Origin of the sequence: Pseudomonas sp. ANT_J12 (assembly GCF_008370045.1) — a bacterium.
Classification (GTDB): Bacteria; Pseudomonadota; Gammaproteobacteria; order Pseudomonadales; family Pseudomonadaceae; genus Aquipseudomonas.
Genome location: NZ_VOBN01000001.1, coordinates 1,174,515 through 1,186,123, shown reverse-complemented (window position 1 = coordinate 1,186,123; position 11,609 = coordinate 1,174,515). Strand labels below are relative to the sequence as shown.

General features: G+C 59.8%; 8 protein-coding genes. 7 read left to right on the top strand and 1 reads right to left on the bottom strand.

Annotation, left to right across the window (positions count from 1 at the left end):
* Window positions 1-48: 48 nt before the first annotated feature.
* Window positions 49-1,131 (top strand): dTDP-glucose 4,6-dehydratase, encoded by a 1,083-nt coding sequence (gene rfbB, locus FQ192_RS05745; protein WP_149657711.1) that lies wholly within the window; start codon window positions 49-51, stop codon window positions 1,129-1,131.
* 42 nt (window positions 1,132-1,173) lie between these two features.
* Window positions 1,174-2,097 carry a glucose-1-phosphate thymidylyltransferase RfbA gene (gene rfbA / locus FQ192_RS05740; RefSeq protein ID WP_149657710.1) on the top strand — a complete coding sequence of 308 codons (924 nt, stop codon included), beginning with the start codon at window positions 1,174-1,176 and terminating at the stop codon, window positions 2,095-2,097.
* A 47-nt stretch (window positions 2,098-2,144) separates the two neighbouring features.
* On the opposite strand, the gene FQ192_RS05735 is transcribed toward rfbA, so the two are convergent.
* A complete protein-coding gene (locus tag FQ192_RS05735; RefSeq protein WP_149657709.1) occupies window positions 2,145-3,290 on the bottom strand; it encodes an LLM class flavin-dependent oxidoreductase in 1,146 nt (381 codons plus the stop codon).
* Between the two features lie 157 nt (window positions 3,291-3,447).
* Here FQ192_RS05735 and FQ192_RS05730 point away from each other — a divergent pair, with 157 nt between their 5' ends.
* From FQ192_RS05730 to FQ192_RS05710, 5 genes are all read left to right on the top strand, one after another.
* Window positions 3,448-4,323, top strand: a complete 876-nt coding sequence (locus FQ192_RS05730; protein WP_149657708.1) for an NAD(P)-dependent oxidoreductase — start codon at window positions 3,448-3,450, stop codon at window positions 4,321-4,323.
* A gap of 218 nt (window positions 4,324-4,541) precedes the next feature.
* Window positions 4,542-5,699: an acyl-CoA dehydrogenase family protein gene (locus tag FQ192_RS05725; protein ID WP_149657707.1), complete on the top strand. Its 1,158-nt coding sequence runs from the start codon at window positions 4,542-4,544 to the stop codon at window positions 5,697-5,699.
* Between the two features lie 133 nt (window positions 5,700-5,832).
* Complete coding sequence (locus FQ192_RS05720) at window positions 5,833-6,936, top strand: efflux RND transporter periplasmic adaptor subunit (protein WP_149657706.1); 1,104 nt, start codon at window positions 5,833-5,835, stop codon at window positions 6,934-6,936.
* On the top strand, window positions 6,933-10,007 hold the full coding sequence (locus tag FQ192_RS05715) for a MexW/MexI family multidrug efflux RND transporter permease subunit (RefSeq protein WP_149657705.1): 3,075 nt from the start codon (window positions 6,933-6,935) through the stop codon (window positions 10,005-10,007). Before FQ192_RS05720 ends, FQ192_RS05715 begins: the two co-directional genes overlap by 4 nt.
* Before the next feature lie 9 nt (window positions 10,008-10,016).
* Window positions 10,017-11,468: an efflux transporter outer membrane subunit gene (locus FQ192_RS05710; protein WP_149657704.1), complete on the top strand. Its 1,452-nt coding sequence runs from the start codon at window positions 10,017-10,019 to the stop codon at window positions 11,466-11,468.
* The last annotated feature ends 141 nt before the right edge of the window (window positions 11,469-11,609 follow it).

The window sequence follows — 11,609 nt, the reverse complement described above, 5'->3', positions numbered from 1 at the left end:
CGAACGTTCAAGGATTGTTCAATCATCAATTGGCCAAGGGAGGCGCTGATGAAAATTTTAGTGACTGGGGGCGCGGGTTTTATCGGCTCGGCCGTCGTGCGGTATCTGATCAATGAAACCGACTGCGAAGTCATCAACGTGGACAAGTTGACCTACGCCGGCAACCTGGATTCGTTGGCCGACGTCGCCGCCTCGCCGCGCTACTCGTTTTACCAGGTGGATATCCGCAGCAAGAATGCGCTGGACGAGATCTTCGCTGCCCAGCAACCCGATGCCGTGATGCACTTGGCCGCCGAGTCCCACGTGGACCGCTCGATCGAAGGCCCGCAGGCGTTCATCGAAACCAATATCGTCGGCACCTACACCTTGCTCGAAGCGGCACGAAGCTACTGGAACCGGCTGGATGCGCCGCGCCAGGCCGCGTTTCGCTTCCACCACATTTCCACCGATGAAGTGTATGGCGACCTAGAGCCCCAGGACCCGGCCTTCACCGAAACCACGGCTTACGCGCCGAGTTCGCCGTATTCCGCGAGCAAGGCCAGTTCCGATCACCTGGTGCGTTCATGGCACCGCACCTTCGGTTTGCCGGTGGTGCTGAGCAATTGTTCGAACAATTACGGGCCGTTCCATTTCCCGGAAAAACTGATTCCCCACGTCATTCTCAATGCGCTGCAAGGTCAGCCGTTGCCGGTGTACGGCGATGGCGCGCAGGTTCGCGACTGGCTGTTTGTCGAGGATCATGCCCGGGCCCTCTATGCCGTGGTCAGTCGTGGCGAGGTCGGGCAGACCTACAACATCGGCGGTCACAATGAGAAGACCAACCTGCAAGTGGTGCACACCTTGTGCGATTTGCTGGAGGAGCGCGGCGCGGTCAAACCGGAGGGCGTCGCGCACTTTCGCGACCTGATCACCTTCGTCAAGGATCGCCCGGGCCACGACAAACGCTACGCGGTCGACGCCGGGAAAATCCATGCCCACCTGGGCTGGACGCCGCAGGAAACCTTCGAGACCGGCATGCGTAAAACCGTCGACTGGTACCTGGAAAACAGCCCTTGGTGGGCGCGGGTCCTGTCGGGCGACTACGCCCTGGAACGCCTCGGCGAACACGCCACCGAATCGGTTGAAGCCTGAATATTACCCCCTTCAAACCTCTCTGCTTAAAAGGAAAAAAGCATGGCCAAGTACAAAGGAATTCTGTTGGCGGGCGGCGCCGGTTCGCGTCTGCACCCGATCACCCTGGGCGTGTCCAAACAGTCGCTGCCGGTGTATGACAAACCGATGATCTACTACCCGCTGTCAGTGTTGATGCTGGCGGACATTCGCGAAATCCTGATCATTTCCACCCCGGAAGATTTGCCCGGTTTCCAGCGCATGCTCGGCGACGGCAGCCAGTTGGGTTTGAACCTGAGCTATGCCGTGCAGCCAAGCCCGGACGGCCTGGCGCAGGCCTTCATCATCGGCCGCGAATTCGTCGGTGAAGACAATGTGTGCCTGGTGCTGGGCGACAACATTTTCTACGGCGCCGGCTTCGGCGAAACCCTGCTGCAAGCGGCCAGCCGCGACGAGGGCGCGACGGTGTTCGGCTACTACGTGGCCGACCCCGAGCGCTTTGGCGTGGTCGAGTTCGATGCCACCGGCAAGGCCTTGAGCATCTGCGAAAAACCGACCGATCCGAAATCCAATTTCGCCGTCACCGGTCTGTATTTCTACGACAACGAAGTGCTGCAGATCGCCGCTGATATCAAGCCGTCGCCACGGGGCGAGCTGGAAATCACCGACGTCAACAACGTCTACCTGCAACGGGGCAAATTGAATGTCTCGGTGATGGGGCGCGGCATGGCCTGGCTCGACACCGGCACCCATGATGCGTTGCTGGAAGCAGGCAATTTCGTGCACGCCATCGAGAAGCGCCAGGGCTTGAAAATCGCCTGCCTGGAAGAGATTGCCTACAACAAGGGCTGGATCGACGATGCGCAGTTGCTGGTGCTGGCCGGTGCCATGAGCAAGACCGGTTACGGTCAATACCTCGCCCGGCTGATTACCGATGATGTGTTGATGGTCATGGATGCGCGTCAGTCATTGCGGGGCGCGGCCTGATCCTCGGCAAGGGCCCTCGATGGATCGAGGGCGCTTGCCGGGTGGTTTTATCGACCGGTGACGGTGTCGTGAGACGTGGTTTTCAAACCGGTTCGCGGGTCGATTTCAAGCATCTGTGTGGAATGCAAATGGGCCAGGCGATTGGCGTGGGTGGGGGCTTCGGCCGCCAGCGGCGAACGGCGTTTGCGGGTTTCTTCGCGCAGCACCGGCAGCACTTCGGCGCCGAACATGTCGAGTTGTTCCAGCACGGTTTTCAACGGAATGCCGCCATGGTCGAACAGGAACAATTGGCGCTGGTAGTCGCCGAAATGCTCACGAAAGGTCAGGGTCTTGTCGATGATTTCCTGGGGGCTGCCCACCGACAACGGGGTCATCTCCATGAACTCTTCGAGTGACGGTCCATGGCCGTACACCGGGGCATTGTCGAAGTAGGGGCGAAACTCGCGTCGCGCATCCTGGGAGTTGCGGCGCATGAAGATATGCCCGCCCAGGCCGACGATGGCTTGCTCACGCGTGCCATGGCCGTAGTAGGCAAAGCGTTCCCGGTAAAACTCGACCAGGGCAATGAAGTGTTCGCGGGGCCAGAGGATATGGCTGGCGAAAAAACCGTCGCCGTAATACGCCGCTTGTTCGGCGATTTCCGGGGTGCGGATCGAACCGTGCCAGACGAAGGGCGGCAAGTCGTCCAGGGGGCGGGGAATCGAGGTGAAGTTCTGCAACGGGGTGCGAAAACGACCGCTCCAGTTGAGGTCTTCTTCGCGCCACAACTGGTGCAGCAGCCGATAGTTTTCCATCGCCAGCGGCAGGCCATCGGTGATGTTTTTGCCGAACCAGGGGTAGACCGGCGCGGTGTTGCCGCGACCCAGCATCAGGTCCATGCGCCCGCCACAGAGGTTTTGCAGCAGCGAGTACTCTTCGGCCAGGCGTACCGGGTCGTTGGTGCTGATGAGGGTCGTGGAGGTCGAGAGGATGATGCGTTGGGTCTTCGCCGCGATGTACGCCAGCAGGGTAGTCGGGGAAGAGGTAATGAACGGCGGATTGTGGTGCTCGCCGGTTGCGAACACATCAAGACCGATGTCCTCGGCTTTTTGCGCGATTTGCAGGGTGGCCTGAATGCGCTGAGATTCACTTGGGGTACTGGCGTTGGTCGGGTCTTGCGTGACGTCGCCAACGGTGTAGATCCCGAATTGCATAAAGCCTCCTTGCCTTGCGTATAGGTATGTTTGAAACCGGTGCTCCGAAGGTTAAATAATCGAGGCACTTGAAATGTACGCCTGTACACGTACAATCGCAATTCTGATTCGCCGTGCAACGGACATTCCGGGCACCTGACACCGACAGGAGCAAGACATGGAACTGGGTTTTATTGGTTTGGGCACGATGGGCGCGCCGATGGTGCTGAACCTGCTGAAGGCCGGTCATCAGGTCCGCGTGTGGAATCGCTCGCCGGCGCCGCTGGAAGCATTGGTGCAGGCCGGCGCTCAAGCGGTCGACAGCCCGGCACTGGCGGCGAACGCCGAAGTGTTGATCTCGATGCTGGGCGACGATGCCGCGATCCGCTCCGTGTTCATCGACGCCAAGGCGCTGCACGGCCTGGCGCCGGGCAGCGTGCATGTGAACATGTCCACGGTGTCGGTGGCGCTGGCTAAGGAAATGGCGGCGCTGCACGCCGAGCGTGGGGTGGCTTATGTGTCGGCACCGGTGCTGGGGCGGGTGGATGTCGCGGCGGCCGGCAATCTGAATATTCTGGTGTCCGGGCCGGCCGATGCGTTGGCGCGGGTCCAGCCATTGTTCGATGTGCTGGGGCGCAAGACCTGGCCGTTCGGCGAGTGTGCAGAACTGGCGTGCGTCGCCAAGCTGTCGGCCAATCTGATGATTGCCGCGGCGATCGAATCAACGGCCGAGGCCTCGACCCTGGCCAGCGGCTACGGCATCAGCCGCGCAGCCTTCATCGATATGATCACCTCGACGCTGTTTGCGGTGCCGGTCTATCAGGGCTACGGAAAACTGATGGTCGACAAACAGTTCGAGCCGGCCGGGTTCAAATTATCCCTGGGCTTAAAAGACATTCGCCTGGCGCTGGAGGCGGGTGAAGCGGCGCAGGTGCCGTTGCCGTTTGCCAGTGTCTTGAAGGACAACCTGCTGGATGGCATGGCCCACGGCCAAGGCGATCAGGATTGGGCATCGCTGTCGGAGGTGAGCGCACGACGCGCCGGCGCACGTTAATTCCTTAGTGTTTAAACGCCGTAACTTCGTTGCAAGTTCGGATGTTTCTTTTCGCCTTTAATTATTATCAGTGCCTTCTAAAAAATAAGTATTGCTCCTGATAATAACGCTTGCCAATGTACGACTGTAGACGTACATTTTTCACGGGGTTTAATAACAATAAAACGTTGTCTGTTTTTCGTCTGCTGAACGTTAATAAATAATAGCTAGGAGCCGTTATGAAAAATCTAATGCAATGGAATAACCTTCCCACCGAATCCAATGAATGGCTTGAGAAGGTACGTGCACTGAATCCTTTGATCCTTAAACACCGGGATTACAGCGAGCAGACGAATGCGACTCACAAGGATGTGATGTCTGAGCTTTTCAAGGAAGGCTTTGCCCGGACCTCCGTGTCCAGGGCGTTTGGTGGTTCCCAGGTCGATATCCAGACCACCTCCGCCATGCTGCTGGAATTTGCCCGGCATGACGCTTCCGTCTCCTGGCAATTGGCCGTACAAGTGGCGATGGGGCGCCTCTCCGACTATTTGCCGGAGCACACTTCCGAAGCGATCTACAGCACCTGCAACGGTTTCGTGATCGGGGCGATCCACTCCGGCGGCGAAGCGTTGCCCGTGGGCGACGACTACCTGTTGAGCGGCAAATGGGCCTTCGCCAGCGGCTCGGCCCACGCCGACTGGCTGGTGTGCACCGCTACCGTCAAAGGCCCGGCCAACGGCTCGGCGCCTGAGGTGCGGATGTTTTTCGTCCCGGCCAGCCAGTGCAAGATCAACCACACCTGGGACACCCTGGGCATGCGCGGCACCGGCAGCAACCACTTTGAATGTTCACAGGTGCTGGTCAACAAGGCGTTCTCCCTGGACGTCGAAACCCTGAAAAAATCCCCGGAAATTCGCAGCTCCCGTGCTTATGCCACGGGGTACTACGAGTTCGGTACGCTGGCGGCGATGTCCACCGTGCTGGGCGTGGCCCGGGCGGCGGTCGATCACTTTCGCAATGACCGCGCGGTGAATACCGATCCGGGGCTGGAAGGGGTGATTTTCGAGAAGACCGGCCGCGCCATTTCTTCGGTGCACACCGCGCAATTGTTGCTCGAAGACGCCATCTGCCAAGTGATCAACCGCGGTGAAACCATCGGTGAACCGGTGAGCGCACGGGTCGGCCTGGCCGCTTCGGTCCTCACGGAAAACTCGGTGAATGCGGTCAATCAGATCTACGCACTGGCCGGTTCCAAGGCGGTTTACAAAACCAGCTTCCTGGAACGTTGCTTCCGCGATATTCATACCGGTTCAAAGCACTTCACCTTGTCGCCTTTGAACTTGCACGGTATTGGCAAACTGTATTTGGATAAAACCAACGTACTGATTGCGGCGTAATACGCTAATAAACAAGTTCGGCGAGTTATGAGTGGTTGATCACAGGGATTAGTAACTCGCCGGGTTTGTGTCGCCTCTTTTTTATTAATTCTTAAACTTTTGTGCTCGCAGTAAAGAGTCAAGGGAGTGCCACATGCTTGCTCGAAATATAGTTAAAACACTGGTCTTTATTATCTTCGTCGTGATCATTTCCAGCGCATTGGGCTGGCGTTTCTGGTCACCGGCCCCGGCGGCTGCCGAACAACGAATCCCCAGCACCCGGGTCGGTCTGGCCCAGGTCAAGAAGCAACCGTACACCTACTACCTCGAAGCGATCGGCAAGCTCGAAGCGCAGCGTCAGGTCTTGGTCTCGGCTGAAGTCAGCGGCAAGGTGGTGGATATCGATTTCGAGTCCGGCGATGAAGTGAAGGCCGGGCAAGTGTTGCTGACCCTTAACGATGCGCCCGAACAGGGTGAGCTGGTACGCCTCAAGGGCGAGTTCGAATCCGCCAGGGCGCAATTCGCTCGGGTGCAGGAACTGGCCAAGACCGGTGCCGAAAGCCGCCGCGCCTTCGACAGTGCCCGCGCTCAACTGGATGCCGCCAAAGGTGATATGGAACGCATGCAGGCGCAAATTGCCCAGCGCCATATCCGTGCACCGTTCGCCGGCACCCTGGGCATTCGCCAGGCGCATCTGGGCCAATACCTTGAAGCCGGCGGCGCTGTCGCGACGCTGACCGATCCGGGTGTGCTGCGGGTCAACTTCACTCTGGCCGAGCGCGATGGTTCCCGCGTGGAACTGGGCCAGACCGTGCAGGCCAAGGTCGATGCCTGGGCCGATGTGAAGTTTCTGGGAAAGATCGTGGCGGTCGATCCACAGATCAACCAGTCCCACACCATTAACGTCCAGGCGGTGATTACCGATACCAAAAAACTGCTGCGCCCAGGCATGTATGCGCGGGTTTCGGTGACGCTGCCGCAAACCGCGGAACTGCTCATCCCGGAAACCGCCATCACCTACAACGCTTATGGCGAAAGCGTGTTCTCGGTGTACCTCGACGAGGCCGGCGTGACCAAAGTCAAACGTGAAAGCATCAAGGTCGGTGAGCGTCGCGATGGCTGGGCGGTGGTCAACAAAGGCCTGACCGAAGGCGTGCAAGTGGTGACTTCCGGGCAGTTGAAACTCCATGACGGCGTGGCGGTGGAAGGTGTTCCGGACACGATTGGTCTTAACCTCGCAACCGGGTCGAAACAATGAAATTTACCGACATCTTTCTACGCCGCCCCGTGCTGGCAGTGGTGGTCAGTACGCTGATCCTGCTGTTCGGTGTGCGTGCGTTGCTGAACTTGCCGATCCGCCAGTACCCGATGCTGGAGACGTCGACCATCACGGTCACCACCCAGTACCCCGGCGCCTCGTCGGAACTGATGCAAGGCTTTGTCACCCAGCCGATCAGCCAGGCCGTGGCCTCGGTCGAGGGCATCGACTACCTGTCGTCGTCCTCGACCCAGGGCCGCAGCCTGGTCACGATCCGCATGGCCCTCAACAGTGACTCGATCTCGGCGTTGACCGAGGTGATGGCCAAGGTCAACCAGATCAAGTATCGCTTGCCCAAGGATGCCTATGACCCGGTGGTGGAACGCACCTCGGGCGGTTTCACCAGCGTGGCCTACGTGGCGTTTGCCAGTTCCAACCTGACCATCCCGGAGATGTCCGATTACATCTCCCGCGTCGTCGAGCCGATGTTCGCCGGGATCGAAGGTGTGGCGAAAATCAACATCATGGGCGAGCAGAAACTCTCCATGCGCCTGTGGCTGGACCCGCAACGCTTGGCCGGTTACGGCATGACCGGGCAAGACGTGTCGAAAGCCATCGAAGGCAATAACTTCCAGGCCGCACCGGGTCAGGTCAAAGGCCTGTACGTGGTCAGCAACCTGCGGGTCAACACCGACCTCAACAGCGTCGAAGACTTCCGCGACATGGTGCTGCGCAACGACAACGGTCGGATCATTCGAGTGCGCGACGTGGGCACGGTCGAGCTGAATGCGGCCGCGACCGACACCAGTGGTTCGATGAGCGATGTCCCGGCGCTGTTCCTCGGCCTCGATGCCGCACCGACCGGCAACCCGCTGGTGATCGTCAAGCGTGTGCGGGAACTGATCCCGCAGATCCAGGAAACCCTGCCGCCGGGTGTGACCGTACAAATCCCGTTCGAAGTGGCGCACTTCATTCAGTCCTCGATTGACGAAGTGTCGTACACGCTGCTCGAAGCGCTGGTGATTGTGGTGCTGGTGATTTACCTGTGCCTGGGTACCTTCCGCACCGTACTGATTCCGTTGGTAACCATTCCGCTGTCGATGCTCGGCGCGGCGATGTTGATGCAGATGTTCGGCTTCAGTCTCAACCTGCTGACCTTGCTGGCGATGGTGTTGGCCATCGGATTGGTGGTGGACGATGCGATTGTGGTGGTGGAGAACGTCCACCGGCACATCGAGGAGGGCAAGACGCCGTTCGATGCGGCGTTGATCGGTGCCCGTGAAGTGGCGGGGCCGGTGGTGGCGATGACGTTTACCCTGGCGGCGGTGTACGCGCCGATCGGCTTGATGGGCGGCCTCACCGGTACGCTGTTCAAGGAATTTGCGCTGACCCTGGCCGGTGCGGTGGTGATTTCCGGGATCGTCGCGCTGACGTTGTCGCCGATCATGAGTACCCGCCTGCTGGATGCCAAAAGCAGCGAAGGCTTCATGGCGGTCAAGGCCGACCGCTTCTTCCAGTACCTGGCCCGGCGCTACGGCGCATTGCTCGGCGGTTCCCTGGCTCGACGCTGGATCAGCCTGAGCGTGGCCCTGGTGATCTTTTTCAGCCTGCCGTTCCTGTACCGCTCGGCGCAGACCGAACTGGCGCCGCTGGAAGACCAGAACATCCTGCTGACCGCCATCAAGGCGCCGCAGCATGCCAACCTCAACTACCTGGAAGCCTACGCCCACAAGCTCTACGAGACGTTCAACGAGATTCCCGAGGGTTACAGCAACTGGGTGGCCAACGGTTCCGACGGGCTGTCCAACAGCGTCGGCGGGATCAACCTGGTGGACTGGGAAAAACGCGGTCGCGACGCCAACACCATCCAGCCCGACTTGCAGGCGAAGGTGAACCAGATCGAAGGCACCAGCATCTTTGTGTTCCAGATGCCGCCATTGCCGGGCTCGACCGGCGGGTTGCCGGTGCAAATGGTCATTCGCAGCGATCAGGAATACCTGGCGTTGTTCAACGTGATGGACCAACTCAAGCAGGCGGCCCAGGCCAGTGGTTTGTTTGCGGTGGTGGACAGCGACCTGGACTTCAACAACCCGGTGGTCGAAATCCAGATCGACCGCGCCAAGGCCAACGCCCTGGGCATTCGCATGCAGGACATCGGCGAGACCCTCAACAGCCTGATCGGCGAGAAGTACGTCAACCGGTTCTCCTTCCACGGGCGTTCCTATGACGTGATTCCGCAGTCGATTTCCGCCGACCGCCTGACCCCGGAAACCCTCAAGCTGTATTACGTGAAAGACCAGAAGGGCAACCCGGTGCCGCTGTCGACGCTGGCCACCCTGAGCATGAAGGTCGAGCCTAACCGCATGACCCAGTTCAACCAGCAGAACTCCGCCACGTTCCAGGCCATTCCGGCCCCGGGCGTGACCCTGGGCGATGCCGTGGGCTTCCTGCAAAAACAATCGGAAAACTTCCCGGCCGGCTTCAGTTTCGACTGGCAGTCCGATGCGCGTCAGTACGTGCAGGAAGGCAACAGCCTGGTGTTCACCTTCGGCCTGGCTCTGGTGATCATTTACCTGGTGCTGAGCGTGCAATACGAGAGCTTCCGCGACCCGTTCATCATTCTGATCAGCGTGCCGCTGTCGATCTGCGGGGCCCTGGTGCCGCTGGCGCTGGGCATGACGTCGTTGAACATCTACACCCAGATCGGCCTGATTACCTTGATCGGATTGATCAGTAAGCACGGGATCCTGATGGTCGCGTTCGCCAATGAACTGCAACGCAAGCAAGGCATGGACCGCGTGCAAGCGATTCAACATGCCGCGCAAGTGCGTCTGCGGCCGATTCTGATGACCACCGCCGCGATGGTGGTGGGTCTGGCGCCGCTGTTGTTCGCCAGCGGCGCGGGTGCCAACAGCCGCTTCGGTCTGGGTCTGGTGATTGTGGTGGGGATGCTGATCGGCACGCTGTTCACGCTGTTCATCCTGCCGTCGGTCTACACCTTGCTGAGCTCGATCAAGCAGCCGGCTCGCGCCGCTGAAACTCACTCGGTCAGTGCGCCGCAACCCATCTGAGGAAGTTGTATGTATCGGATTACACGCTTCATGCTGGCGCCGCTGGCCGCTTCGATCCTGTTGACGGCCGGCTGTGTGAACTACGCCGGGATCGATCATCAGGGCCAATTGCTGAGCATTGACCAGGCGTCCTCGAACAGCTTGAAAGACACGCTGCCACCGGCCAATTGGCCCCGTGCCGATTGGTGGTCGTCCCTCGGCGATCCACGCCTGGGGGCCTTGATCGAAGAGGCTTATGCGAGCAACCCGGACTTGCAGGAAGTCTCGGCGCGGGTCGCCAAGGCCAATGCTTTTCTGGACTTGCGCGATGCCGAGCGTTACCCGGAAATGGACGCCTCGGCGGGGGTCAGCCGTGGGCGTCTGTCGAAGTTCGAGGACTACAGTGGCGAAGGCCACAAGTACTTCACGGCGCGCAACCTGGCGGTCAATTTCAACTACACCTTTGACCTGTGGGGCGGCCAGCGCGCGGCCTGGGAATCGGCGCTCAACAGCGCCATGGCAGCGGAAGTCGACCTGCAATCGTCGAAGCTGATTCTCACGGTCAACGTGGTCAAGGCTTACAACCAATTGGCGTATGCCTGGCAGGTCTCGGAGCTCAATCGCCGGGATCTGGAGCGCTTGAGCAAACTGGTGGAATTGTCGGACTCGCGCTACAACTCGGGGCTGGACAACCTGTCGCAGTTGAAGCAGGTGCAAAGCCTCAAGGCCCGCTCGGAATCGACCCTGATCGGTGCGCTGGACGACATCGAAATTGCGCGGCTGCAATTGTCTGTGCTGGTGGGCAAGGGCGTTGATCGGGCGCAGGGCATCGAGCGGCCTTCGACCTTGCAAGCCAGCGCGGTGGCGCTGCCCGCACAACTGCCGGCGCAGCTGCTCGGGCGCCGGCCGGACATCGTCGCGGCGCGTTGGCGGGTGGAGGCCGAGAACAGGAATGTCGACGCGGTCAAAACCACGTTTTATCCCAACATCAACCTGGTCGCTGCGGCGGGCACACATGCCTTGTCCGGTGACGCGATTTTCGCCAGCGTCAGCAAGTTCTGGAACATCGCGCCGACCATTTCCTTGCCGATTTTCGATGCCGGGCGCTTGGGCTCCGACCTCAAGGCCGGGAATGCCGAGCTGGATGCTTCCATTGCGCACTACAACCAGGTGCTGACGTCGGCGCTGCACGAAGTCGCGATCTCGGTGACGCAGCTGCGTTCCTTCGAACAGCAGATCGTGGTGCAACAGGATGCGTGTGCGATTGCCCAGTCGTCCTATGAGCTTTCGCAGTCGCGCTACAAGGCCGGGGAAGATACGTTCCTCGACGCGCTAAACATCGAGCAACAATTGATTCAGGACGAGATGCGCCTGGCTTACCTCAACAGCAAGCACGTCGACAGTTCGATTTCATTGATGGCGGCGTTGGGCGGCGGCTTCCAGGAGCCTGAATCGCCGTTAGCGAAGAACACCGAACAGTAGCGTTCAGCGGGCAGTAGCGCCCGGGGCGTTGATCGCGGGAAAAGGGATCTTTGTGTATAGTCTTACTGTTCTCGTATAGACGAATTCACGCATGACTTTTCCCGCCTATATCCTCAAAGGTACCTACCTATGAACGTCCCG

What these genes read in the sequence shown, in the direction of transcription:
- rfbB (WP_149657711.1), top strand. Translation starts at nt 49, where the DNA reads ATGAAAATTTTAGTGACTGGGGGCGCGGGTTTTATCGGCTCGGCCGTC.
- rfbA (WP_149657710.1), top strand. Translation starts at nt 1,174, where the DNA reads ATGGCCAAGTACAAAGGAATTCTGTTGGCGGGCGGCGCCGGTTCGCGT.
- FQ192_RS05735 (WP_149657709.1), bottom strand. Translation starts at nt 3,290, where the DNA reads ATGCAATTCGGGATCTACACCGTTGGCGACGTCACGCAAGACCCGACC.
- FQ192_RS05730 (WP_149657708.1), top strand. Translation starts at nt 3,448, where the DNA reads ATGGAACTGGGTTTTATTGGTTTGGGCACGATGGGCGCGCCGATGGTG.
- FQ192_RS05725 (WP_149657707.1), top strand. Translation starts at nt 4,542, where the DNA reads ATGAAAAATCTAATGCAATGGAATAACCTTCCCACCGAATCCAATGAA.
- FQ192_RS05720 (WP_149657706.1), top strand. Translation starts at nt 5,833, where the DNA reads ATGCTTGCTCGAAATATAGTTAAAACACTGGTCTTTATTATCTTCGTC.
- FQ192_RS05715 (WP_149657705.1), top strand. Translation starts at nt 6,933, where the DNA reads ATGAAATTTACCGACATCTTTCTACGCCGCCCCGTGCTGGCAGTGGTG.
- FQ192_RS05710 (WP_149657704.1), top strand. Translation starts at nt 10,017, where the DNA reads ATGTATCGGATTACACGCTTCATGCTGGCGCCGCTGGCCGCTTCGATC.